Origin of the sequence: Mesorhizobium sp. RCC_202, assembly GCF_041355295.1 — a bacterium.
Taxonomy (GTDB): Bacteria; Pseudomonadota; Alphaproteobacteria; order Rhizobiales; family Rhizobiaceae; genus Mesorhizobium.
Genome location: NZ_JBFUPO010000006.1, coordinates 106,549 through 129,952, shown reverse-complemented (window position 1 = coordinate 129,952; position 23,404 = coordinate 106,549). Strand labels below are relative to the sequence as shown.

Below are 23,404 nucleotides of genomic sequence, written 5' to 3'. Positions count from 1 at the left end.
ATATGCAGACCAATTTTTCCCTGGCCCAGCTCGCCGATCCGCAAGTCGCGGAATCGGAGAAGATCCTGCGCAAATGCGTGCATTGCGGCTTCTGCACCGCCACCTGCCCGACCTATGTGACACTGGGCAATGAATTGGATTCGCCGCGCGGCCGCATTTATCTCATCAAGGATATGCTCGAGAACGGCCGACCGGCGGATAAGGAAATCGTCACCCACATCGACCGCTGCCTGTCCTGCCTCGCCTGCATGACGACATGCCCGTCGGGCGTGAACTATATGCATCTGGTCGATCATGCCCGCGCCCATATTCAGGAGACTTACAGGCGCCCGCTGCTCGATCGGCTGACGCGCGCACTGCTGGCCTTCGTGCTGCCCCACCCAAACCGCTTCCGCGCCGCGCTGAAACTGGCCGGGCTCGGCCGTCCGTTCGTCGGCCTGTTCGAAAAACTGCCGGCGCTTAAGCCGGTCGCCGCCATGCTGAAGCTCGCGCCATTGTCGTTACCGGCGGCATCGTCAAAGGCGAAGCCGGGCATGCATGCCGGGCAGGGGACCCAAAAACGCGGCCGTGTCGCCATCCTCACCGGCTGCGCGCAATCGGTGCTCGATCCGGCCATCAACGACGCCACCATCTCGCTGCTGACGAGGCTTGGTGTCGAGGTCGTGGTGCCGGAAGGCGAGGGCTGCTGCGGCGCGCTCGTCCATCACATGGGCCGCGAGGCGGCGGCGCTGGCATCCGCTCGGCAGAACGTCGACGCCTGGACGCGCGCCGTCGACCAGGGCGGTCTTGACGCCATCATCATCACGGCATCGGGCTGCGGCACGACGATCAAGGATTATGGCTTCATGCTGCGCCTTGACCCGGCTTATGCGGACAGGGCCGCGCTTGTGTCGTCGCTGGCCAAGGACATCACCGAATATCTCGCCGCGCTCGATCTGCCCGAGCCGATGCGCAAACCCGGCACGGTCGTTGCTTATCACTCGGCTTGTTCGATGCAGCACGGACAGAAGATCACGCGCCAGCCGAAGGAGCTTCTGGCCAAGGCCGGCTTCGTCGTGCGCGAGCCGCGCGAGAGCCATCTGTGCTGCGGTTCGGCCGGCACCTACAACATCCTGCAGCCGGAGATCTCGGCCAAGCTGCGCGACCGCAAGGTGAAAAATATCGAGGCGACCGGGGCCGAGATCATCGCCACCGGCAATATCGGCTGCATCACGCAGATCGCGTCGGCGGCGAAGCTGCCGGTGGTGCACACGATAAAGCTGCTCGACTGGGCTTATGGCGGTCCGAGGCCGGAAGGCGTTTTGGAAGCGGCGCTGGTCGCTGCCGAATAGCTACTCCGCCGCGAGCTGATCCGCGACGCCGTAGGTCGCGCGATAGAGCGCGCGCTGGCGGTTGAGCGCCACCATCGTGTTGCGCAGCAGGATCGCCACGGTCAGCGGACCGACGCCGCCGGGCACCGGCGTGATCCAGGCCGCCACGTCCTTGACGCTTTCGGTGTCGACGTCGCCGACGATGTGGCTGGTCCCGTCCGGTCCGATCTCGGAATTGATGCCGATGTCGATGACGGCCGCACCTGGCTTCACCATGTCGGCCTTGATCAGCCTGGGCTTGCCGACGGCGACGAACAGCGCATCGGCGCGGCGCGCATGCGCGGCGACCGAGCGCGTCATGTGATGGCACACCGTTACCGTCGCCCCCTCGCTCATCAGCAGGAAGGCGATCGGCTTGCCGACGATCTCGGAGTGGCCGACGACCACCACTTCGAGCCCCTTGAGGTCGAGGCCGGTTTCCTTCAGCAATTCGACCGAAGCGGCCGCCGTGCAGGGCGCCAGATCGAGCTGGTTGTAGACGATGTTGCCGATCGAGGCCGGATGCATGCCTTCGACGTCCTTGAGCGGATGCACCGCCGCCTGCAGCGTCTTGATCGGGATATGCACCGGCACTGGACGCTGGATGATGATGCCGGTGACGCGTGGATCGGCGTTGAGGCCGTGGATCGCGGCTTCCAACTCGCCGGCGGTGATGTCGGCGGCGAAGCGCCGCTCCTCGAAGGAGATGCCGGCAAGGGCGGCCTTGGCGCGCTGGTTGCGCACATAGACATCGACCGCGTCGGTGTCGCCGACGGTGATCGAGACCAGCTTCGGCGGAAAACCTTCGGCGGTGGCTATGGCAGCGTCTTCGCGCACTGAAGCAATGATGCGCTGCGCGACAGGGCCGCCTTTCAGGTAGCGGCTGTCGTCGGTCCGGGACATGGGTGGCACCTTCTAGGGCAGTTCCGGGAAAAGCGCTGAAGCGGTTTTCCGTGCGGAATTGCGTAAAACCAAGATTTGTGCGCTGCAATAACAGAAGTTCGCACGAAAATCAGCCCTGAAAGCGAACCACCCTGCCTAAGGCGCGACTTACCCAGTCAGGAAACGAAAAAGGCAGCGCGGTTGCCCGCGCTGCCTTTCGTGACCGGCCGTATCCCCACACGGCCCGTCCCCCGTAAACTCTTCACCGGTTTAAGCATATCCCGAGCGATTGCACTATGACTTCGCTGCAACAGCTTGGGACGAAAAGCGCTGCGTCGCCTAACCGGCTGATTCGTTATGACTATATCACCTCGACCGTGGTTCCGACATTGACGCGCTCATAAAGGTCGACAACGTCCTCGTTGCGCATGCGGATGCAGCCGGAAGACACCGCGCCGCCGATCGTCCATGGCTGGTTGGTGCCGTGGATGCGGTATTCGGTGGTGCCGAGATAGAGCGCGCGCGCGCCGAGCGGGTTCTCGATGCCGCCGGCCAGATAGGTCGGCAGGTAGCGGCCCTTGGCTGCCTCGCGCTTGATCATCTCCGACGGTGGGCGCCAGTCCGGCCATTGCTTTTTGTCGGTGATCTTGTGCGTGCCCGACCATTCGAAGCCCGGCTTGCCGGTGCCGACGCCATAGCGCCGCGCCTTGCCGTTCTTTTCGACGAGATAGAGGAAGTTCTGATGGGTATCGATGACGATGGTGCCCGGCTTTGCCGGTCCATCATAGGCGACTTCCTGCGGCAAATAGATCGGGTTGATCTGCGGCCGCATCACCATGCGCCTGGCCGGCTGCTGCACGGCCGCCGTGCGCTGCTGGTCGGGTTGTGCCTGGAACAGCCGGCGCAGCGGCTGCTGCGTTGCCGCCTGGCGGGTAGGGCGCACGATGCCGGGCGCCTTGCCAAGTTGCAGCACCCAGGGTGCTGAAAGGTCCGGGCTCACCATCACCGGCGGCCTGTCGGCGTAGCGGTCGTTGGCAAGTGAGGTCGTGACGCCGGCGGCAAGAACCGCCGCGGCACCTAGCAGGGAACAAAACGCTGTCTTCATCGGAACGCACCTTGATCGTCGAACTCGTCCAAGGGCGGGGATAGCCCTCGGTGTCGCGATCCTTGGCGCGCAGGGCCAAGCAAAACATGAATCGGAATGCGTAAAATGCGGAACTGTCAGTAAACCTTTTGGTGTGGTTACCGGCCGGTTCAGGAATCTGGTAAAGCCACGGTAAACGCGCCGTTGAAGCGCATTAACGAAATGGATTTACGGCAATGGGAACTGAAAATACCGGCATCCTCGACGGGCCCGACGGCAAAGCGCGCTGCTTCTGGCACGGCAATCTGCCGGACTATCTCCACTATCACGACCATGAGTGGGGCCGGCCCGTAACCGATGACCGCCGGCTGTTCGAGAAGATTTGCCTCGAAGGTTTCCAGTCGGGTCTGTCTTGGCTGACCATCCTGCGCAAGCGCGAGAATTTCCGCGAGGCTTTTGCCGGTTTCGACTTCGACAAGGTGGCTCTCTTCACCGACAAGGATGTCGAGCGCCTGCTCGGCAATGCAGGCATCATCCGACATCGCGGCAAGATCGTCTCGACCATCAACAACGCCAAGCGCGCCCGCGAGATGGTCGACGAGTTCGGCTCCTTGGCCGCCTGGTTCTGGAAGTTCGAGCCGGGTCCGGACGAGCGGCCCCGGAGCGTCGACCTCGCCCATCTGCGCGCCAATCCGACGACGGCGATCTCGGTCCGGATCTCGAAGGAGTTGAAGAAACGCGGCTGGAGCTTCGTCGGCCCGACGACGGTCTACGCCTTCATGCAGGCCATGGGCCTGGTCAACGACCATCTCGAAGGCTGCTACTGCCGCAAGGAGGTGGAAGCGGAAAGGAAGAAGCTGAAGCGGCCGACGTAGGAGGGACGCCTTCCCTTCTCCCCGTTCTACGGGGAGAAGGTGCCCGAAGGGCGGATGAGGGGCGGCGCCGACCTTCGAGATTTCTCGCTAAAACCTCAGCTCAAACGCCGCTGGCGCCGGTCAGGAACAGGCCGGCAAGGATAGCGGCCAACGCAGCGAAGGCCGGATAGATCACCAGCAGCCCGGTCATCAGCGCATCGCGCGCCGACGAGGACTGTCTTGCGTCGACTGCGACGTCGAACGGACCGGCCGGATGGCTGGCTGCCTTGAGCGCATGACCTTCGGCAGGCCGCAACCTGCCGGCCGGCTCGCCGCTGTCGATGTCTTTCGCCGTGATCATTGCCCGAAGCCCTTGTTTCGGCGCGCTTTATGATCGTCGATTGTGTCGGTAGCATGCCGCGCCGATGGCGGAATTGTTTCGTTTTTGGCGCGGTTTGTTTCGAGAGCTTTGAAAAGCTACCGAATCCCCAAAAAGGATACCGGTGTTTACTTTTGACCCGTTGGTGGCTGCGACGATTGGTGTCCAGGCTGCAAACGCTTGCCGCACCAAGCAGCATCGGTTAGGACACGCGCGCCTTGGAAGTAGGAAGCTTCCTATTCAGGGCGGGCAACGAAACACTGAGTACCCATCCCATGGCCGACAAATCCGAAAAGACGAAAGCGCGGCTGCCGCGTGGTTTTGCCGACCGCAGCGCCGAGGACATCCGCGCCGTCGAAAAGATGATGGCGACGATCCGCTCGGTCTATGAGCTTTACGGTTTCGAGCCGGCCGACCAGCCGCTGATCGAATACACGGACGCGCTGGGAAAATTCCTGCCCGACCAGGACCGGCCTAACGAAGGCGTCTTCTCCTTCCAGGACGATGACGAGCAGTGGCTGTCGCTGCGCTATGATCTGACCGCGCCGACCGCGCGCTTCGTCGCCGAGAATTTCGAGAAGCTGCCGAAGCCCTATCGCAGCTATCGCGCCGGCTGGGTGTTCCGCAACGAGAAGCCCGGCCCCGGCCGTTTCCGCCAGTTCATGCAGTTCGACGCCGACACCATCGGCACGCCGGGCGTCGCCGCGGACGCCGAAATGGCCATGATGATGGCCGACGTGATGGAATCGCTGGGCATCAAGCGCGGCGACTACGTCATTCGCGTCAACAACCGCAAGGTGCTCGACGGCGTGCTCGAGGCGATCGGCCTTGGCGGCGAGGAGAATGCCGGCCGCCGGCTGACGGTCCTGCGCGCCATCGACAAGCTGGACAAGCTTGGACCGGGAGGCGTGAAGCTCCTGCTTGGCCCGGGACGGTGGGACGGCGGCAAGGAAGGCGAAGGCGACTTCGCCAAGGGCGCCGGGTTGAATGACGCACAGGCCGAAGCGGTTCTCCTGGCAACAGCAAGGAATGCGCAGGCTGGCCAGGATTCCAGCGTCAATGCCAACGCTATGTACCAGGAGGGCGTCGGCGAGCTCGCGACGATTGAAGCTCTGGTCCGTGCGGCAGACTATGGCGAGGACCGCGTCCTAATGGACCGCTCCGTCGTGCGCGGCCTCGAATATTACACCGGCCCGGTCTTCGAGGCCGAGTTGCTGGCCGAAATCCCCAACGATGAAGGCCAGATCGTGCGCTTTGGCTCGGTCGGCGGCGGCGGGCGCTATGACGGGCTGGTCTCACGCTTCCGTGGCGAGCCGGTGCCGGCGACTGGTTTCTCCATCGGCGTTTCCCGCCTGATGACGGCACTGAAGAACCTCGGCAAGCTCGACATCTCCGACGTCATCGCTCCGGTCGTCGTTCTGGTCATGGACAAGGACACGGAAAGCCTCGGCCGTTACCAGAAGATGGTCGCCGAGCTCCGCGCCGCCGGTATTCGCTCCGAAATGTATCTTGGCGGCGCCGGCATGAAGGCGCAGCTCAAATACGCCGACCGCCGCGGCAGCCCGGTCGCCGTCATCCAGGGCGGCGACGAGCGCGCCAAGGGCGAATTGCAGATCAAGGATTTGATCGAGGGCGCGCGCATGTCCGCCGAGATCACCGACAACGCCGAATGGCGCGCTGCAAGGCCTGCGCAGGTGACGGTGGGGGAAGCTGAGCTGGTCGGAGAGGTGCGGAAGATTCTGGCGGCGCAGGCGGCCGATCGCGCAAAGGGTGGCGCTTGAGCCCCCCTCTCTGGCCTGCCGGCCATCTCCCCCGCAAGGGGGGAGATTGGATGTCGCGCATGCCTTCGCCAATTTCCAACGTTGCAGAAAAGGCGCCGCGCTTGAAGCTGCTAATCTCCCCCCTTGAGGGGGAGATGTCCGGCAGGACAGAGAGGGGGACTTCGCGCCCAACCTATCAATGACTTCCCGCCCCGCCATCGCAGCCGACATCATCAACCTCTTCGCCACCCGCGACACCCATGCGGTCGAAGTCGCGGTGCTCCAACCCGCCGACCCGTTCCTCGATATGGCCGGCGAGGACCTGCGCCGCCGCATCTTCCTGACCGAGAGCGAGACCGGCAAGACGCTGTGCCTGCGTCCGGAATTCACCATTCCGGTCTGCCTCGATCACATATCCAGCCAGGCCGGCACACCGCGCCGCTATTCCTATCTCGGCGAAGTCTTCCGCCAGCGCCGCGAGGGCGGCAACGAGTTCTTTCAGGCCGGCATCGAGGATCTCGGCGACCGCGACATCGCCGCTGCTGACGCCCGCTCCTTGGCCGACGCGCATGCGCTGCTGTCGCTGGTGCTGCCGGGACAGACGCTGGCGATCACACTGGGCGACCAGACATTGTTCGAGGCGGTGCTGGCAGCCCTTGGCCTGCCGCGCGGCTGGCGCATGCGGCTGGCGCGTGCGTTCGGCTCGGCGCAGATGCTGGAAGCGGCCTTGGCCGATCTTGCCAACCCGCCGCGCAACAGCCAGCTTTCCGGCCCGGTCGCCATGCTGGTGCTCGACGGCGATGTCGAGGGCCTTGCCACCCATATCGCCGACGGCATGGAACAGGCTGGTCTTTCCGCTTCGTCCGGCCGCGCGCCGGCCGATATCGCCAGGCGTCTGATCGAGAAGGCGGAACTGCGCAGTGTCAGGCTCTCCAACGAAGCATTCTCGGCGCTGAAAGGCTTTCTCGAGATCGACGTCGCTTTGGGCGACGCGACCGCTTCGCTCGAAAAATTCGCCGCCGCTGCCGGCCTGTCGCTGGGCCCGGCACTGGAGAATTTCGCCACTCGCGCCAAGGCGATCGAAGCGCATGGCTTGCCGCCGGCAACTATCCGCTACGACGCCGCCTTCGGCCGGCCGCTGGACTATTATACCGGTCTTGTCTTCGAGATCGCGGCGCAAGGTAGCGACCGCCCACTCGCCGGCGGCGGCCGCTATGACCGGCTGCTGACGCTGCTTGGCGCCAAGAAGCCGATCCCCGGCGTCGGCTTCTCGGTCTGGCTCGACCGCATCGAAGCCTTGCGGGAGAACACCGGATGATCACGCTGGCGATCCCGTCGAAAGGCCGTCTCAAGGAACAGTCGCTGGAGGTGCTGGCCAAGGCCGGTCTTGCCGTCACTTTGCCGGACGACGACCGCAAATACCGCGCCCGCATCGATGGCCTCGACAATGTCGAAGTGGCCTTCCTCTCGGCCTCCGAGATCGCCGGCGAGATCGGCCAGGGCGCCGTCGATCTCGGCATCACCGGCGAGGACCTGGTACGCGAGAACCTCGCCGACTGGGAAGCGAGTGCCGAAATCGTCGCCCGCCTCGGTTTCGGCCACGCCGATGTCGTGGTCGCGGTGCCCGATATCTGGCTCGATGTCGAGAGCATGGCCGATCTCGACGATGTCGCCGCCGATTTCCGCCAGCGTCATGGCCGGCGCTTGCGCATCGCCACCAAATACTGGCGGCTGACGCAGCAGTTCTTTTCGCTGAAGCACGGCATCCAGGTCTATCGCATTGTCGAAAGCCTCGGCGCCACCGAGGGTGCGCCGGCGGCAGGATTGGCGGATGTCATCGTCGACATCACCACCACCGGCTCGACGCTGCGCGCCAACCATCTCAAGGTGCTGGGCGACGGCACGATCCTGAAATCGCAGGCCTGCCTCGTGGCGTCCAGAAAAGATCGTACGCCGGCGGATGACGCCGTGCTTCGCGACATCGCCACGAAGATGGGTGCCCTTCCGCCCCGTTGAGGAGAGGGAACCGCCTCTACCATCGGCGGGTTTCCTCTACCCCGGCGGGCTGATAGGTTGGCGTATCCTGGGAGGAGACGGCGATGGCGATCAATCTCGACGAACTCCAGAACGCCACCAGTCTGCGGGGGCGAAAATCGCGTGGCACTTTCATCGCCCCGGTGGACGGCACGGCGCATGTCTCTGGCGACCGCTCGGTGCCGCTGCTCGACAAGACCATTCCGCAGCTCTTCTCCGACACGGCAAGCAAATACGCCACGCAAGACGCCGCCGTTTTCGTCGGCCAGGACAAGCGCTTCACCTGGAGCGAACTGTCGGACACGGTCGATGCCTTGGCCGCCGGCTTCCTGGCGCTGGGCCTGGAAAAGGGCGACCGCGTCGGCATCTGGTCGCCCAACCGCTGGGAATGGCTGGCGACCCAATTCGCCACAGCGCGCATCGGCCTGATCCTGGTCAACATCAACCCGGCCTACCGGCTGACCGAGCTGGAATATGCGCTGAACAAGGTAAGCTGCAAGGCGCTGGTCACCGCCGCCAAATTCAAGACCTCCGACTATCTCGGCATGATCGAGACGCTGGCGCCGGAACTCGCCACCGCCGAGCCCGGCAAGCTCAAGGCGAAGAAGCTGCCGGCGCTAAAGACCATCATTCGCATGGGCGACGACAATTCGCCCGGCATGTTCAATTTCGGCGATGTGCTGGCCATGGCCGGCCGCGACGAGCATGACAGCCTCGACCGCATTTCCGAGAGCCTGAAGCCGAACGAGGCCATCAACATCCAGTTCACCTCGGGCACCACCGGCGCGCCGAAAGGCGCGACGCTGACGCATCTGAACATCGTCAACAACGGCAATTTCGTCACCTCGGCGATCAAGCTCACCGTCGACGACCGGCTCTGCATCCCGGTGCCGCTCTATCACTGCTTCGGCATGTCGATGGGCACGATGGGCTGCGTCTCCAAAGGCGCGACCATGGTTTTCCCCGGTGAGGGTTTCGATGCTGGCGCGACGCTCAAGGCCGTGGCGCAGGAGCGCTGCACAGGGCTCTACGGCGTGCCGACCATGTTCGTCGCCATGCTCGACCACGCCGACTTCGCCAGCTTCGATCTCTCCAGCCTGCGCACCGGCATCATGGCCGGCTCGCCTTGCCCGATCGAGGTGATGAAGAAGGTGGTGTCGCTGATGCACATGTCAGAGGTGACCATCGCCTACGGCATGACCGAGACCAGCCCGGTCTCGTTCCAGAGCAGCGTCGACGACCCGCTGGAAAAGCGCGTCTCGACCGTCGGCCGCATCCACCCGCATGTCGAGGTCAAGGCCATCGGCGCCGACGGTTCGACCGTGGCGGTCGGTGCTCCAGGCGAGCTCTGCACGCGCGGCTATTCGGTGATGAAGGGCTATTGGGACGACGCGGAAAAGACCCGCGAGGCGATCGACGCCGACGGCTGGATGCACACCGGCGACCTCGCCACCATCGACGCCGAGGGCTATTGCAACATCGTCGGCCGGGTGAAGGATATGGTCATTCGCGGCGGCGAAAACGTCTATCCGCGCGAGGTCGAGGAATTCCTCTACCGCCATCCCAAGATCAAGGAAGTCCAGGTCTTCGGCATCCCAGACGCCAAATATGGTGAGGAACTCTGCGCCTGGGTTGTGCTCAAGCCCGGCCAGATCGCGACCGAGCAGGAGATCAAGGCTTTCTGCGCCGACCAGATCGCCCACTACAAGATCCCGCGCTACATCCGCTTCCGCACCGAACTGCCGATGACGGTGACCGGCAAGCCGCAGAAGTTCCTGATGCGCGAGGCGATGGTCGAGGAACTGGGGCTGGTGGCGCAGAAGACGGCGTGAAACGGGATTGATCCGAAATATTCAGCCTTTTGAAAACGCGCCCAAGGGCGCGAACTGCCAACCATGCTTGTTTGGACGGATTAATGGATAACGAGTTTCCAAATTTCGCGGCGTTGAAAGCCGCTAAAATTGAAAACGTCGACTATCGCATCGTCGTCCGGCGCGGCTCCCGGACCGGCAATGCGATCGTTATGGCTCCCCACGGCGGGAAGATCGAACCCCGCACATCCCTGATCACCGAGACGATAGCAGGACGCGATCTCGACATGTATTGCTTTGAAGGCCTGATGCCGGAAAGCAACCGGGAGCTTCACATAACGTCCCGGAACTTCGACGAGGTGACCGCGCTCAAACTGTTGCGGACGAAGTCCACGGTCGTCACCATCCACGGTCGTCAGGACCGGGACGATCCCTCCACAGTCTACATGGGCGGCAAGGACGCCGCATTGGTTTCAGAGATAGTCGAGCGTCTGCAGGAGGCCGGCTTCGAAACGCAAAAGGACAATCATCCGTTTCCCGGTATCCAGGATACGAACATCGTCAACCGAGGGCTGACGGGCAAAGGCGCACAACTGGAAGTGCCCCTGTCTCTTCGCCGTCGTCTCGGGAGCGAGCCGGAACTTCTGGAAAAATTCTGTGGGGCGGTCCGCAAGGCAATCGAGATAGTCGACGCTCGAAATGGTGTTCAATCCTGGGCCGTGTCCTAGTGCAATTTCCAGGAAAAGCGTGAAGCAGTTTTCCGTCTGGAATTGCGTAAAAACAAAGAGTTAGAGCGCTTCGCCGTGAAGCGGTGAAGCGCTCTACGGAGTTCGTTTTCCGGGCGTGCCCTTGCCGAGCGGCTCGTCGTTCATCGACGAACCGCTCGAGGAATCTCAGGCTGCCGTCGGATAATCCGTATAGCCCTTGGCCGTGCCGCCATAGAATGTCGCCGAGTCCGGGGCGTTCAGCTCGACATTCTGCTTCAAACGGCTGACAAGGTCGGGATTGGCGATGAACAGCTTGCCGAACGCAACAAGGTCAGCGCGGCCGTCGGCGACGGCCTTTTCGGCCAACTCCTTGTTGTAGCCATTGTTCACCAGCCAGGCGCCCTGACCGCCGGCCTTTTGATAGGTGGCCTTGAGTTCGGCATAGGAGAACGGCTTGTCGCCCTGATTGAAATCGCGCGCGCCGCCTGTCGCCCCTTCGACGACATGGATATAGGCCAGGCCTCTTGCGCCCAGACCTTCCACCACATGGTTGAAAAGAGGCTGCGGATCGGCATCCGATGCATCGTTGGAAGGCGTCACCGGCGACAGCCGGATCCCGGTCTTGCCGGCGCCGGCAGCACCCGTCACCGCGTCGACCACCTCGAACAGCAGGCGCGACCGGTTCTCGATCGAGCCGCCATAGTTGTCTGAGCGGTGGTTGGTGCTCGAGCGCAGGAACTGGTCGATGAGATAGCCATTGGCGCCATGGATCTCGACGCCGTCGAAACCGGCTACCTCGATCGCAGCCTTCGCGGCGCGGCGGAAGTCATCGACGATGCCGGGGAGTTCGGCCGTTTCGAGCGCGCGCGGCTCGGAGGTCTCGACGAACTCGCCGCTGCCATCCGGCTTGACCAGATAGGTCTTGGATTTGGCCCGTATCGCCGATGCCGATACCGGCTTGCCGCCACCGGGTTGCAGCGTGGTGTGCGAGATGCGTCCGACATGCCAGAGCTGGACCACGATCTTGCCGCCGGCCTTGTGGACGGCGTCGGTGACGCGCTTCCAGCCGGCTAGCTGGTCGGCGCCGTAGAGTCCAGGCACATGAGCATAGCCCTGGCCCTGATGGCTGATGGCGGTGGCTTCCGTCACGATCAGTCCGGCCGTGGCGCGCTGGCTGTAATAGGTGACGGCAAGGTCGCCGGGCACCGCGTTCGGAGAACGATTGCGCGTGAGCGGCGCCATGACGACGCGGTTGGCCAGCGTCAGGTCGCCGGCGCTCAGGGGATCAAACAGGGTAGTCATGAGAAATGCCTTTCATGCACTCTTTAGGGGCGGGGAGGATGTGTTCAGAGATCGAACAGAGCGGCCTGAAAGGCGGCGATGGTTTCTTCGTTGCGCTTGTAGAACACCCATTGACCGACCTTTCGTGTGGTCACGAGGTCAGCCGACGCCAGCGTCGCCAGATGCGCCGAGACGCTGGACTGCGCCAGGCCGCGGCCGTCGAACTGGCTGGCGCAGACGCCCATTTCAAGCGGATGCGCCTGTTCGGCGAAGTGCTGTTCAGGCTTCTTCAGCCACGCCAGGACATCGCGCCGAAACGGATGCGCCAGCGCCTTCAATATGATGTCGTTGTCCATCTTCACCTGCATCGATCTCATCCGATATATAGATCGGGTAGAGGCGATATGGCAGGAAATCCGTTCCATTGTTGATGGCGATCGGAGAAAGCTGTTTTCGCTCACGGGCAGGTGGCCGCAAGGAATGCCCGCAGCTTCTGGGGCGCAGGCGCGCTGGCTGCCGAGCCGTGGAAAATGAACTGCGACCGGCCACCAGCCGGAGCGGACTGGCTCTAGCTCTTCAAGCCGCCAGCACTGCCTGATCCAGCCCGCGGATAATCCGTGCCAGTTCTACGCACTCGTCCTGGCGCGCCCTGTTGCGGCGCCATGCCAGGCAGATCATGCGCTGCGGCATCGGCTCCTGGAATGGCACGATCCGCAAGTCTGGCATGACACCTGCGGCACTTGCCGCCATTTCCGGCACCAGCGTGACGCCCAGCCCATGCGCCACCATCTGCAAGAGCGTGGTCAGGCTGGTGGCGCCATAGCTTGCCATTGCCACAGGCCGCACATTGCCGCAGACGGCCAGCGCCTGCTCGCGCAGGCAATGGCCTTCCTCCAGAAGCATCAGCCGTTCCAGCGCCGGGCTTTCCGGCGGCACCGGCGGTGAGGCGAAGGCGGGGTCGCCGGTCGGCACGGCGAGGAAGAAGCGGTCGGGGAACAGCTCTTCGGTGACGAATCCGGGATGATCGAGCGGCAGCGCGGCGATGAAAGCGTCGAGCCGGCCGGAAACCGCATCCTCCACCAGCGCCGCGGTCACCGCTTCACGCAGCTCGAGCTGCAGCACCGGATACTGCTTCTTCAGTTCCGGCAGCACATGCGGCAACAAATAGGGCGCAACGGTCGGAATGATGCCCAGGCGGAAACGGCCTTCCATGGAAGGACGGCCGCGCCGCGCCGTCGTCTCGACGTCACGTATATCGGCCAGGATGCGCTCGATACGCGGCCGCAAGGCCAGCGCTTCGTCGGTCATGCGTATTGTCTTGCCGCCGCGTTCGAACAACAGGCAGTTCAGCCGCTCCTCCATTTCCGCGATCTGCGCGGAGAGCGCCGGTTGGCTGACGCCGGCGAGCTTGGCGGCGCGGCCGAAATGCAGTGTCTGCGCCAGCGCGTCGAAATATTGCATCTGTCGGACAGTGAGGCCAATCATAAGCAAAGGTTATCAAAACAAACAGGAAAGGCAATTTGTCTTTATCGCCTGACCGCCTTAGTCTGGAATCATTCCAGATTGGCGTGGGGCTTTTTTCTGCCCCCGACGCCTCGGCAAAACCTCGGCAAAAATCGGAGACGAAGATGGACGCGAAAACCGACGACAACAGCGCGGGCAAGTGCCCCGTAGCGCACGGCTCCTCGGGGAGGACCAACCGTGACTGGTGGCCGAACCAGCTCGACCTCACCGTCCTGCACCAGCAGTCGAACCTTTCGGACCCGATGGGCGAGGACTTCGACTATGCCAAGGAATTCGCCAGCCTCGACCTCGACGCGGTGATCAAGGACCTTCACCATGTCATGACGGATTCGCAGGACTGGTGGCCGGCCGATTTCGGCCATTACGGGCCGCTGTTCATCCGCATGGCCTGGCACAGCGCCGGCACCTACCGCATCGGCGATGGCCGCGGCGGCGCGGGTGCCGGCCAGCAGCGTTTCGCGCCGCTGAACAGCTGGCCGGACAACGCCAATCTCGACAAGGCGCGCCGGCTGTTGTGGCCGGTCAAGCAGAAATACGGCCGCAAGATCTCCTGGGCGGATCTTTTGATCCTGACCGGCAACGTCGCGCTGGAATCGATGGGCTTCAAGACCTTCGGCTTCGCCGGCGGCCGCGCCGACGTCTGGGAGCCGGAGCAGGACGTGAACTGGGGCTCGGAGAGCAAATGGCTCGGCGATGAACGCTATTCGGGCGATCGCGAGCTGCATGGCCATCTCGGCGCTGTCCAGATGGGCCTGATCTACGTCAACCCGGAAGGCCCGAACGGCAAGCCTGATCCGTTGGCTTCGGCGCGCGACATCCGCGAGACCTTCGGCCGCATGGCCATGAATGACGAGGAGACCGTCGCGCTGATCGCCGGCGGCCACACCTTCGGCAAGACCCATGGCGCCGGGGACGCGGCACTTGTCGGCGCCGAGCCGGAAGGAGCGGGCATCGAGGCGCAGGGCCTCGGCTGGTCGAGCAAGCACGCCTCCGGCATTGCCGGCGACGCGATCACCTCCGGGCTCGAAGTCACCTGGACGACGACGCCGACCAAATGGAGCAACAATTTCTTCGACAATCTGTTCGGCTTCGAATGGGAACTGACCAAGAGCCCGGCCGGCGCCAACCAGTGGACGCCGAAAGGCGGCTCCGGGGCGGTTACGGTGCCGGATGCGCACAATCCGGGCAAGCGCCACGCGCCGGCGATGCTGACCACCGACCTCGCGCTGCGCGTCGACCCGGCCTACGAGAAGATCTCGCGCCGCTTCCATGAGCATCCCGAGCAGTTCGCCGACGCCTTCGCCCGCGCCTGGTATAAGCTGACCCATCGCGACATGGGTCCGGTCGTGCGTTACCTCGGACCGCTCGTGCCGAAGGAAGAGCTGATCTGGCAGGACCCGATCCCGGCCATCGACCACGAGCTGGTCAGCGAGACCGACATTGCATCGCTGAAGACGAAGATCCTGGCGTCCGGCCTCTCGGTCTCCGAGTTGGTCTCGACCGCCTGGGCTTCGGCCTCGACGTTCCGCAACTCCGACAAGCGCGGCGGCGCCAATGGCGGCCGCATCCGGCTCGCCCCGCAGAAGGACTGGGCGGTCAACCAGCCGGCGCAGCTTGCCAAGGTGCTGGCCAAGCTCGAAGCCATCCAGAAGGAGTTCAACGCGGCGCAGGACAAGAAGGTCTCGCTCGCCGACCTCATCGTGCTTGGCGGCGCGGCTGCTGTCGAGAAGGCCGCCAAGGACGGCGGTGAGCCGGTGAATGTGCCGTTCACGCCGGGCCGCATGGACGCCTCGCAAGAGCAGACGGATGTCCATTCCTTTGCCGCGCTGGAGCCGAAAGTCGATGGCTTCCGCAACTACAGCAGTGGCAAGCAGCCGCTATCGGTCGAGGCGCTGCTGGTCGATCGGGCGCAGCTGCTTGGCCTGACGGCGCCGGAGATGACGGTGCTGGTCGGCGGCCTGCGCGTGCTCGGCGCCAATGCCGGAGGCTCCAGGCACGGCGTCTTCACCGACAAGCCTGGCACGCTGACCAACGACTTCTTCGTCAACCTGCTGTCGATGGCGACTGTCTGGGATCCGGCGGCCGGCTCGACGCCAGGTTCGGACGAAGTCTACGAAGCGCACGACCGCAAGACCAGGCAGGTCAAATGGACCGGCACCCGTGCCGACCTGATCTTCGGCTCGCACGCGCAGTTGCGCGCGCTGTCCGAGGTCTATGGTTCGACCGACGCCAAGACGAAGTTCGTCAAGGATTTCGTCAAGGCATGGACCAAGGTGATGAACGCCGACCGCTTCGAGATCGCCGCGAAGTAAGGCCTCGTCCTCCCAAGAAAAGGCGCGGGGTCCTGCCCCGCGCCTTTTTCGATTCAGGCCGATGCAATTCCAGGAAAGCGTGTGGCGGTTGCCCCGTCCGGAATTGCCTCGGACAAAACCCGTCAGTCTTTCTCGAAGATGCCGGCCTTGGCGACGACGCCGGCAATGGCGCCGCCGATCAGTGGCGCGACGATGAACAGCCAGAGCTGGCTAAGCGCAGCACCCCCGGTAAACAGCGCCGGGCCGATCGAGCGCGCCGGATTGACCGAGGTGCCGGTCACGGGGATCATGGCGAAGTGGATGCCCGCCAGCGTCAGGCCGATCACCAGTCCGGCAAAAGCGGTGGTGTGCTTGGCGTTGGTGACGCCGAGGATCACGGTGACGAAGGTGAAAGTGCCGATCAGCTCCCATAGGAAGGCCGAGCTCATGCCCCATTTGGCCTCGTCCCAGCCGTTGGCGCCGAAGCCGCCGGTGTGGCCGCCGGTCTGGCCGGAAACGATGATCCACAGCGCCAGAGAGGCGACGATGGCGCCGATGATCTGCGCGATCCAGTAGGGAATGACATCCTTGGCCGGCATCCGCCCCGCCAGGAACACGCCTAGCGTCACTGCCGGGTTGAGATGCGCGCCCGAGATCGGACCGATCGCATAGGCGGCTGCGATCAGGCCGATGCCGAACGCCAGGCCGATGCCTTCCTGGCCAAGCGGCAGCGCGCCGCCGAAGCCGCCCGTGACCACGGAGGCCGTGCCGATGAACACCAACAAAAACGTGCCGAGAACTTCTGCCAGATAAGTCTTCATTGCCCTCTCCTCATAGGACCCGCCTGAACCGCGTTGCTCGCGTCGCGAATCACCGGCGAAAGAGTATTCCTGCCGATGAATCTTGGAAAGCACAGGGGTTAAGCCAAGCTGCTTGCTTGTGCGCGCCAGTTAATTGCATTAGGGCTCGATAATGTATTTCCGGAATTGCTCCAGACCTTGTTGTGAGGCCGGCTTTTCATGTTGCCAGCCGACTTTCCGGCATCGGCTTTGTCGCATCCCACGCACAGGCGACGCATGAACGCCGCAACAGAACTGTTTCAATCCTGGCTGGAAAAGCTTTAAGAGCGGCCGGAAGAATACGGAACGACGGAAGACAAAATGCGATTGGGCGGAAGGCTGGCAGCGGCCATAGAGGTTCTGGAAGACATCGACCGGCGGCACCGGCCGGTGGCCGACGCCTTGCGCGACTGGGGCCTGTCGCATCGCTTTGCCGGCGGCGGCGATCGCGCGGCGATCGGCAACATCGTCTATGACGCGTTGCGCCGCAAGCGTTCCGCTGGCTGGCTGTTCGGCGAGGACACGCCGCGCGCCATCGGCTTCGGCGCGCTGCTGCTTGAATGGGGACAGACCGCGCAGTCGCTCAACGACGTGCTCGACGGCGACAAATTCGCGCCACCGCTGCTCAGCGCCGCCGAACTGAAGGCCGTGGCCGGGCGCCGGTCTGCTGATGCGCCGGACGCGGTGCGGGCCGATGTTCCCGACTGGTGCGCGCCTCTGCTTGAGAAGGCCTATGACGGCTCGTGGGTCGAGGAAGGCGCAGCGCTTGCCACCCGTCCGCCGCTGGATCTCAGGGTCAACACCTTGCTGTCCAACCGCGACAAGGTGCTGGCCGAACTCCAGGGCACAGGTGCTGCGCCGTCGTCAATCGCGCCGCATGGCATCCGCATTCCGCCGATCGACGGCGACGGCCGGCATCCGAACGTCCAGGCTGAGCCGGCTTTCCAGAAAGGCTGGTTCGAGGTGCAGGATGAAGGTTCGCAGCTTGCTGCCGCACTTGCCGGCGCCGAGCCCGGCATGCAGGTGCTGGACTACTGCGCCGGCGCCGGCGGCAAGACGCTGGCGCTGTCGGCCGAGATGGACAACCGGGGCCAGCTCTTTGCCCACGACTCCGAAAAGGTGCGGCTGGCGCCGATCTTCGAGCGCATCCGCCGTTCGCACAATCGCAATGTGCAGGTTGTCAACAAGCCGGCGGAGCTTGCGCCGCTCACCGCTCATATGGACATTGTGCTGATCGACGCGCCTTGCACCGGCAGCGGCACCTGGCGGCGTCGTCCCGACGCCAAATGGCGGCTGACCGATCGGCAGCTCGATGCCCGAAAGGGAGAGCAGCAGGCGATCCTCGACACTGCCCAGGCCTTCGTCAAACCGGGCGGGCTTTTGGTCTACATCACCTGTTCGGTGTTCGACGCCGAGAACGGCGAACAGGTCGCCGCCTTCCGCGCACGCCATGACGGCTTTTCGCCGGTCGATCATCGGACGCTCTGGGACGGGCGCTTCCCCGGCCACGGGAAGGCCGCCCGCATCGCCGACTCCGGCGGCATCTCGCTGTCGCCGGCGCTGAGCGGCACGGATGGTTTCTATTTCCACGCCTTGCGCAAGACTGCCTGAGCGCGTGGCTGAACAGGCTTTGCTGCGCTGCAACATAAGAGATTGCCTGTCTCGCTCGGCTCTGCAATAAGCTTCGCCAGCAAAACGAGAAGGCGAAGGCCATGGCAGCAGCCAAGATCGTACCCGCTCCCGACTTCGAGGAACGCGTCAGGACTTCCTTTGCCCGGCAAAAGGCCATGGCGACCATCGGCGCCGAGCTGACGCTGGTGACGCCCGGCATCATCGAGATCGAGATGCCTTATTCGGCGGCACTGACCCAGCAGCATGGCTTCCTGCACGCCGGTGTGATTTCCACTGCGCTGGACTCCGCCTGCGGCTATGCGGCCTTCTCGCTGATGCCGGAGAATTCCGGCGTGCTGACCATCGAATTCAAGGTCAATCTGCTGGCGCCCGGCAGGGGCGAGCGCTTCCTGTTCCGCGGCTCTGTGACCAAACCCGGCCGCACCATCATCGTCGCCGACGGCCAGGCCTACGCCTTTGCCGCCGACGGCGAGGCCAAGCTGATCGCCACCATGACCGGCACGATGATGACGGTGGTCGGCCGTGACGGCATCGAGGGCTGATCGATGGCAAGCGCCGTGCAGATTGCGGGCAGGAACGTTCTCTTCGTCATGGCGGTGGAGGCTGAATACGGCCCGCATCTGAAAAAGCTGTTCACGCCGCTGATGACCGGCGTTGGCCCTGTGGAAGCCGCCGTGCGACTGGGCGCTTCGCTGGCTACCTTGAAGGCTGAGGGCGCGCTGCCGGATCTCGTCGTCTCGCTCGGCTCCGCCGGCAGCCGCGGGCTGGAGCAGACGGAAATCTACCAGGCCGTGTCGGTGAGCTATCGCGACATGGACGCTTCCCCGCTCGGCTTCGAAAAGGGCGCCACGCCATTCCTCGATCTGCCGGTGACGGTGCCGCTGCCTTTCGTCATCCCCGGCATCAAAACGGCTGCCCTCTCGACCGGCGGCGCGATCATTTCCGGCGCGGCCTACGATGCCATCGATGCCGACATGGTCGACATGGAAACCTTCGCCTGCCTGCGCGCCTGCCAGCTGTTCGGCGTGCCGCTGATTGGCCTGCGCGGCATTTCCGACGGCGCTGCCGATCTGCGCCACGTCAACGACTGGACCGAGTACCTGCATGTCATCGACGAGAAGCTGGCGGACGCCGTCGGCCTGCTCGAACAGGCGATCGCCTCCGGAGCGATCCGTCTGGCCTAGGGCATGATCCCGAAATGTGGGAACCGGCTTTCGGCGTATGTCATTGCTCTAACAACGAATTGGATCAGGAGGGACGATTCAACGAGCAGTCAGCCTGATCAAAGGCTCGGGAAGAGACGGAAAGCCGCAGCGCGCAACCCATTGCGTCGAATCGGTTCTTTCTCTAAAGGCTCGCCATGACGACAGCCAATCAACCCGACACCGTCCTGATTGTCGATTTCGGCAGCCAGTTTACGCAGCTCATCGCCCGTCGCATTCGCGAGGCTGGCGTCTTCTCCGAGATCGTGCCGTTCCAATCGGCCGAAGCCGCCTTCAAGCGCATCAACCCGAAAGCCGTGATCCTGTCCGGCGGCCCGGCCTCGACCGGCGACATCGGCAGCCCGCGCGCGCCGCAGATCGTCTTCGACGCAGGCGTGCCGGTGCTCGGCATTTGTTATGGCCAGATGGCCATGTGCGTGCAGATGGGCGGTATCGCCGAAAGCTCCAACCACCGCGAATTCGGCCGCGCCTTTGTCGAGATCGAGAAGGAAAGCCCGCTGTTCGAAGGCTTGTGGGCGCCCGGCCAGCGCCACCAGGTTTGGATGAGCCATGGCGACCGCGTCATCGAACTGCCACCGGGCTTCAAGGTGCTCGGCAAGTCGGAAAGCTCGCCCTTTGCCATCTTCGGCAATGTCGATCGCAAGATGTACGGCATCATGTTCCATCCCGAAGTGGTGCACACGCCTGATGGTGCGCGGCTGCTGCGGAATTTCGTCCACAACATCGCCGGCATCGAGGGCGACTGGACGATGCGCGCCTATCGGGAGCACGCAGTCGAAACCATCCGCCAACAGGTCGGCAAGGGCAAGGTGATCTGCGCGCTGTCGGGCGGCGTCGATTCCTCGGTTGCGGCACTTCTGATCCACGAGGCGGTCGGCGACCAGCTCACCTGCATCCTCGTCGACCACGGCCTGATGCGCAAGGACGAGGCGGCAAGTGTGGTGGAGATGTTCCGCCAGCACTACAATCTGCCGCTGATCCTGGTCGATGCTTCGGACAAATTCATCTCGGCGCTGGAGGGCGAGGGCGACCCGGAGAAGAAGCGCAAGACCATCGGCCGCCTGTTCATCGAGGTCTTCGAGGAAGAGGCAAAGAAGCTCGGCGGCGCCGATTTCCTGGCCCAGGGCACGCTCTATCCCGACGTCATCGAAAGCGTCTCCTTCTCCGGCGGTCCGTCGGTGACGATCAAGTCGCATCACAATGTCGGCGGTCTGCCCGCGCGCATGAACATGAAGCTGGTCGAGCCGCTGCGCGAACTGTTCAAGGATGAGGTGAGGGCGCTGGGCAAGGAGCTCGGCCTGCCCGAAAGCTTCATCGGCCGCCATCCGTTCCCGGGTCCGGGCCTGGCTATCCGCTGCCCCGGCGGCATCACGCGCGAAAAACTCGAAATCCTGCGCGAGGCCGATGCGATCTATCTCGACGAAATCCGCAAGGCCGGCCTCTACGATGCCATCTGGCAGGCCTTCGCCGTGCTCCTGCCGGTGCAGACCGTCGGTGTGATGGGCGACGGCCGCACCTACGAGTTCGTCTGCGCGCTGCGCGCTGTCACTTCCGTCGACGGCATGACGGCCGACTTCTACCACTACGACATGAACTTCCTAGCCGCCGCCGCCACCCGCATCATCAATGAGGTGAAGGGCATCAACCGTGTGGTCTACGACGTGACGTCGAAGCCGCCCGGCACAATCGAGTGGGAATAGTGGGAACTGCGGCAATAGCATAGGGTCCGGGGACCTTTCGACCTCCGTCGTCATGCTCGCCCAGATACTTTTTCGTTTTGCACTCCTTTTGGCCGTTTGGCTGATCAGACACGTCGTTGCATCGGAAATAAATCCTGTTTGGCTACGCAGGGGGCAGCAGCGTGCTGCGGCGTGCAAATCGGCGGGTCTGCCTTCCGCCGCACTCCCGTCGCTCAGGGCTATATACCCATTTTCCGAAAGCCGACATGCGGCCGTCAAATTGGAGATCCTGGTTGCGCCGGAAGCGGGCGTTCAAGGGCGTTTCCCGATGTATCACGATGACGCCTCGAGGGCCGGCCCCTGGCGCGGGCCGACGGGTCAGGTCCCGAAGCGCAATTTAGAAGCAGGCCCGTACAAGTACGAATACTGTCATTAACCCTTCATTCGATTGGACGTTGACGCACGCATCTGCAGAGTTAATAATGTCCTAATATAAGGGTAGCGTGAACATCTCTCGACCGGCAACAACGAGTCATGGCGCTACTGGGGTTGGGGAACGCAAGGCGACGATCATAGCCGTATTAGCCATCGCCATTGAGCACCACCTGTCCGTGGATCGCCATGCTTTTGCTGGCCATCCGCCGGCCGGAGCGAGGGGTCGCGGCTTGGTGCATGGTCACCCCCATCTCACGTAACTGGGCGCCGAACGCCATTAAAGGTTTCGGCATGGGTTGTCGGCCGTCACGTGCGGCCACGAGCAGATGCACCGCGTCTGCCGACAGGGGGATAAAAAATGGCCACTCAGCAGGTTGCCGGCGCAGGCGGTACGACTGTTTCCTTCTCCAACACGCCGCAGGCCAAGGATGATCTCCTGACGCTCACCGCTTCAGGCGTTCCACTGACAGAGGACCTGACAGGTGTGCTCAAGCTCGACGTGCTCGCCAACGACGCGGGTGGTGCGGCCAAGACACTCTGGTCGGTAGACGATGCATCCGGTCCGCTCGGAACCAGCACAAATGGCAACACTTACCCCGTCGATCTCCTTCCGAAGGACGTCACGTACACAACCGACGCTGCCGGACTCTCTGGTACCTCTGATACCAGCGCCAAGGGCGCGAAGATCTGGATCGGAAGTGACGGCTACGTCCACTACGATACAACCGGAGTGACCGCTCAATTGCAGGCGTTCGGTGTAGGGGAGTATTTTACCGACACGTTCACCTATGCGATCAAGCTCGGTAACGGAACGCTGAGCTGGGCGACCGCGACTGTGCGCATAGCAGGCACCAACGACGCGCCCGACATCCACCTGATGACCGGCGACAGTGCAGCCGCCTCGCTGACCGAGACCAATGCGCCGTTGAGCGCCAATGGCACGCTGACGGTGACCGATGCCGATCTGTTGGACACGGTTGCGGCAACGGTGGATTCGGTCTCGTTGGGCGGCACCAAGGGCGGGCTGACGAGCGCCGACGTTCTCGGCATGTTGTCGCTGTCGGCGAGTTCGCTCGCGGCCAATCCCGGCGACACTCACAATCTAGGCTGGTCGTTCAATTCGACGCCGCAGGCCTTTGACTTCCTAGCCGCAGGCGAGAACTTGACACTGACCTATACCGTCAAGGCCAATGACGGCCATGGCGGTACCGACACACAAACGGTGAGCATCACCATCACCGGCACCAACGACAGCCCGGTCGTGATTGCCGGCGGCAACACCGGCACGGTGGTCGAGGCCGGCAATGAGGACAACGGCACGGTCGTGCCCGGCACGCCGGCGGCGAGCGGGACGTTGTCGTCGAGCGATGTCGACGACAATGCGACGGCGAGCTGGAGCGGTTCGGCGACGGGGACCTATGGCACGTTCGCGATCGATGCCGCGGGGCATTGGACGTTCACGCTGAACCAGGGCGCCGCCGATCATCTGGCCGAGGGCGCCAGCGACACCCAGTCCTTCACCGCCACGGTGACGGACGACAAGGGCGCGACGGCGACCGAGACGGTGAGCATCACCATCACCGGCACCAACGACAGCCCGGTCGTGATTGCCGGCGGCAACACCGGCACGGTGGTCGAGG

Annotated in this window: 20 protein-coding genes; 13 read left to right on the top strand and 7 right to left on the bottom strand. The window is 63.7% G+C overall.

Going from position 1 to position 23,404, the window contains the following annotated elements; all coding sequences use genetic code 11:
• Window positions 1-2: 2 nt before the first annotated feature.
• Window positions 3-1,331 (top strand): glycolate oxidase subunit GlcF, encoded by a 1,329-nt coding sequence (gene glcF, locus AB6802_RS15770; RefSeq protein ID WP_371011057.1) that lies wholly within the window; start codon window positions 3-5, stop codon window positions 1,329-1,331.
• On the opposite strand, the gene AB6802_RS15765 is transcribed toward glcF, so the two are convergent.
• Both AB6802_RS15765 and AB6802_RS15760 read right to left on the bottom strand, forming a co-directional pair.
• The gene (locus AB6802_RS15765; protein ID WP_371011056.1) at window positions 1,332-2,252 is read right to left on the bottom strand and encodes a bifunctional 5,10-methylenetetrahydrofolate dehydrogenase/5,10-methenyltetrahydrofolate cyclohydrolase; all 921 of its coding nucleotides are present in this window, start codon (window positions 2,250-2,252) and stop codon (window positions 1,332-1,334) included.
• 340 nt (window positions 2,253-2,592) lie between these two features.
• Window positions 2,593-3,336: a L,D-transpeptidase gene (locus AB6802_RS15760; RefSeq protein ID WP_371011055.1), complete on the bottom strand. Its 744-nt coding sequence runs from the start codon at window positions 3,334-3,336 to the stop codon at window positions 2,593-2,595.
• Window positions 3,337-3,551: 215 nt separating this feature from the next.
• On the opposite strand from AB6802_RS15760, the gene AB6802_RS15755 reads away from it, so the two are divergent.
• A complete protein-coding gene (locus AB6802_RS15755) occupies window positions 3,552-4,190 on the top strand; it encodes a DNA-3-methyladenine glycosylase I (protein WP_371011054.1) in 639 nt (212 codons plus the stop codon).
• Window positions 4,191-4,290: 100 nt separating this feature from the next.
• Here the strand turns inward: AB6802_RS15755 and AB6802_RS15750 are convergent, their stop codons facing one another.
• On the bottom strand, window positions 4,291-4,530 hold the full coding sequence (locus tag AB6802_RS15750) for a hypothetical protein (RefSeq protein ID WP_371011053.1): 240 nt from the start codon (window positions 4,528-4,530) through the stop codon (window positions 4,291-4,293).
• A gap of 293 nt (window positions 4,531-4,823) precedes the next feature.
• Here AB6802_RS15750 and hisS point away from each other — a divergent pair, with 293 nt between their 5' ends.
• The 5 genes from hisS (at window position 4,824) to AB6802_RS15725 (ending at window position 10,881) form a co-directional block, all read left to right on the top strand.
• Window positions 4,824-6,329, top strand: a complete 1,506-nt coding sequence (gene hisS / locus AB6802_RS15745; protein WP_371011052.1) for a histidine--tRNA ligase — start codon at window positions 4,824-4,826, stop codon at window positions 6,327-6,329.
• A 178-nt stretch (window positions 6,330-6,507) separates the two neighbouring features.
• Entirely contained in the window at window positions 6,508-7,626 is a 1,119-nt protein-coding gene (locus AB6802_RS15740) for an ATP phosphoribosyltransferase regulatory subunit (protein ID WP_371011051.1), read from the top strand.
• Window positions 7,623-8,324: an ATP phosphoribosyltransferase gene (gene hisG, locus AB6802_RS15735; RefSeq protein WP_371011050.1), complete on the top strand. Its 702-nt coding sequence runs from the start codon at window positions 7,623-7,625 to the stop codon at window positions 8,322-8,324. Before AB6802_RS15740 ends, hisG begins: the two co-directional genes overlap by 4 nt.
• Window positions 8,325-8,407: 83 nt before the next feature.
• The gene (locus tag AB6802_RS15730; RefSeq protein ID WP_371011049.1) at window positions 8,408-10,174 is read left to right on the top strand and encodes an AMP-binding protein; all 1,767 of its coding nucleotides are present in this window, start codon (window positions 8,408-8,410) and stop codon (window positions 10,172-10,174) included.
• An 83-nt stretch (window positions 10,175-10,257) separates the two neighbouring features.
• Entirely contained in the window at window positions 10,258-10,881 is a 624-nt protein-coding gene (locus tag AB6802_RS15725) for a poly-gamma-glutamate hydrolase family protein (RefSeq protein WP_371011048.1), read from the top strand.
• Window positions 10,882-11,046: 165 nt separating this feature from the next.
• On the opposite strand, the gene AB6802_RS15720 is transcribed toward AB6802_RS15725, so the two are convergent.
• From AB6802_RS15720 to AB6802_RS15710, 3 genes are all read right to left on the bottom strand, one after another.
• Window positions 11,047-12,162 (bottom strand): alkene reductase, encoded by a 1,116-nt coding sequence (locus AB6802_RS15720; protein WP_371011047.1) that lies wholly within the window; start codon window positions 12,160-12,162, stop codon window positions 11,047-11,049.
• A 44-nt stretch (window positions 12,163-12,206) separates the two neighbouring features.
• A complete protein-coding gene (locus tag AB6802_RS15715; RefSeq protein WP_371011295.1) occupies window positions 12,207-12,497 on the bottom strand; it encodes an ArsR/SmtB family transcription factor in 291 nt (96 codons plus the stop codon).
• A 220-nt stretch (window positions 12,498-12,717) separates the two neighbouring features.
• A complete protein-coding gene (locus tag AB6802_RS15710; protein WP_371011046.1) occupies window positions 12,718-13,626 on the bottom strand; it encodes a hydrogen peroxide-inducible genes activator in 909 nt (302 codons plus the stop codon).
• A 143-nt stretch (window positions 13,627-13,769) separates the two neighbouring features.
• Here AB6802_RS15710 and katG point away from each other — a divergent pair, with 143 nt between their 5' ends.
• Complete coding sequence (katG, locus tag AB6802_RS15705) at window positions 13,770-15,977, top strand: catalase/peroxidase HPI (protein WP_371011045.1); 2,208 nt, start codon at window positions 13,770-13,772, stop codon at window positions 15,975-15,977.
• Between the two features lie 122 nt (window positions 15,978-16,099).
• On the opposite strand, the gene AB6802_RS15700 is transcribed toward katG, so the two are convergent.
• Window positions 16,100-16,777, bottom strand: a complete 678-nt coding sequence (locus AB6802_RS15700; protein ID WP_371011044.1) for an MIP family channel protein — start codon at window positions 16,775-16,777, stop codon at window positions 16,100-16,102.
• Between the two features lie 339 nt (window positions 16,778-17,116).
• Here AB6802_RS15700 and AB6802_RS15695 point away from each other — a divergent pair, with 339 nt between their 5' ends.
• The 5 genes from AB6802_RS15695 to AB6802_RS15675 form a co-directional block, all read left to right on the top strand.
• Complete coding sequence (locus AB6802_RS15695; RefSeq protein ID WP_371011043.1) at window positions 17,117-18,406, top strand: RsmB/NOP family class I SAM-dependent RNA methyltransferase; 1,290 nt, start codon at window positions 17,117-17,119, stop codon at window positions 18,404-18,406.
• A 101-nt stretch (window positions 18,407-18,507) separates the two neighbouring features.
• Window positions 18,508-18,969 carry a PaaI family thioesterase gene (locus tag AB6802_RS15690; RefSeq protein ID WP_371011042.1) on the top strand — a complete coding sequence of 154 codons (462 nt, stop codon included), beginning with the start codon at window positions 18,508-18,510 and terminating at the stop codon, window positions 18,967-18,969.
• Window positions 18,970-18,972: 3 nt separating this feature from the next.
• Window positions 18,973-19,611: a 5'-methylthioadenosine/S-adenosylhomocysteine nucleosidase gene (locus tag AB6802_RS15685; protein WP_371011041.1), complete on the top strand. Its 639-nt coding sequence runs from the start codon at window positions 18,973-18,975 to the stop codon at window positions 19,609-19,611.
• A 176-nt stretch (window positions 19,612-19,787) separates the two neighbouring features.
• Entirely contained in the window at window positions 19,788-21,350 is a 1,563-nt protein-coding gene (gene guaA / locus AB6802_RS15680) for a glutamine-hydrolyzing GMP synthase (RefSeq protein ID WP_371011040.1), read from the top strand.
• 772 nt (window positions 21,351-22,122) lie between these two features.
• Window positions 22,123-23,404: VCBS domain-containing protein (locus tag AB6802_RS15675; RefSeq protein WP_371011039.1), on the top strand; the 1,282-nt coding region annotated here is incomplete at its 3' end.

What these genes read in the sequence shown, in the direction of transcription:
- glcF (WP_371011057.1), top strand. Translation starts at nt 3, where the DNA reads ATGCAGACCAATTTTTCCCTGGCCCAGCTCGCCGATCCGCAAGTCGCG.
- AB6802_RS15765 (WP_371011056.1), bottom strand. Translation starts at nt 2,252, where the DNA reads ATGTCCCGGACCGACGACAGCCGCTACCTGAAAGGCGGCCCTGTCGCG.
- AB6802_RS15760 (WP_371011055.1), bottom strand. Translation starts at nt 3,336, where the DNA reads ATGAAGACAGCGTTTTGTTCCCTGCTAGGTGCCGCGGCGGTTCTTGCC.
- AB6802_RS15755 (WP_371011054.1), top strand. Translation starts at nt 3,552, where the DNA reads ATGGGAACTGAAAATACCGGCATCCTCGACGGGCCCGACGGCAAAGCG.
- AB6802_RS15750 (WP_371011053.1), bottom strand. Translation starts at nt 4,530, where the DNA reads ATGATCACGGCGAAAGACATCGACAGCGGCGAGCCGGCCGGCAGGTTG.
- hisS (WP_371011052.1), top strand. Translation starts at nt 4,824, where the DNA reads ATGGCCGACAAATCCGAAAAGACGAAAGCGCGGCTGCCGCGTGGTTTT.
- AB6802_RS15740 (WP_371011051.1), top strand. Translation starts at nt 6,508, where the DNA reads ATGACTTCCCGCCCCGCCATCGCAGCCGACATCATCAACCTCTTCGCC.
- hisG (WP_371011050.1), top strand. Translation starts at nt 7,623, where the DNA reads ATGATCACGCTGGCGATCCCGTCGAAAGGCCGTCTCAAGGAACAGTCG.
- AB6802_RS15730 (WP_371011049.1), top strand. Translation starts at nt 8,408, where the DNA reads ATGGCGATCAATCTCGACGAACTCCAGAACGCCACCAGTCTGCGGGGG.
- AB6802_RS15725 (WP_371011048.1), top strand. Translation starts at nt 10,258, where the DNA reads ATGGATAACGAGTTTCCAAATTTCGCGGCGTTGAAAGCCGCTAAAATT.
- AB6802_RS15720 (WP_371011047.1), bottom strand. Translation starts at nt 12,162, where the DNA reads ATGACTACCCTGTTTGATCCCCTGAGCGCCGGCGACCTGACGCTGGCC.
- AB6802_RS15715 (WP_371011295.1), bottom strand. Translation starts at nt 12,497, where the DNA reads ATGGACAACGACATCATATTGAAGGCGCTGGCGCATCCGTTTCGGCGC.
- AB6802_RS15710 (WP_371011046.1), bottom strand. Translation starts at nt 13,626, where the DNA reads ATGATTGGCCTCACTGTCCGACAGATGCAATATTTCGACGCGCTGGCG.
- katG (WP_371011045.1), top strand. Translation starts at nt 13,770, where the DNA reads ATGGACGCGAAAACCGACGACAACAGCGCGGGCAAGTGCCCCGTAGCG.
- AB6802_RS15700 (WP_371011044.1), bottom strand. Translation starts at nt 16,777, where the DNA reads ATGAAGACTTATCTGGCAGAAGTTCTCGGCACGTTTTTGTTGGTGTTC.
- AB6802_RS15695 (WP_371011043.1), top strand. Translation starts at nt 17,117, where the DNA reads ATGCGATTGGGCGGAAGGCTGGCAGCGGCCATAGAGGTTCTGGAAGAC.
- AB6802_RS15690 (WP_371011042.1), top strand. Translation starts at nt 18,508, where the DNA reads ATGGCAGCAGCCAAGATCGTACCCGCTCCCGACTTCGAGGAACGCGTC.
- AB6802_RS15685 (WP_371011041.1), top strand. Translation starts at nt 18,973, where the DNA reads ATGGCAAGCGCCGTGCAGATTGCGGGCAGGAACGTTCTCTTCGTCATG.
- guaA (WP_371011040.1), top strand. Translation starts at nt 19,788, where the DNA reads ATGACGACAGCCAATCAACCCGACACCGTCCTGATTGTCGATTTCGGC.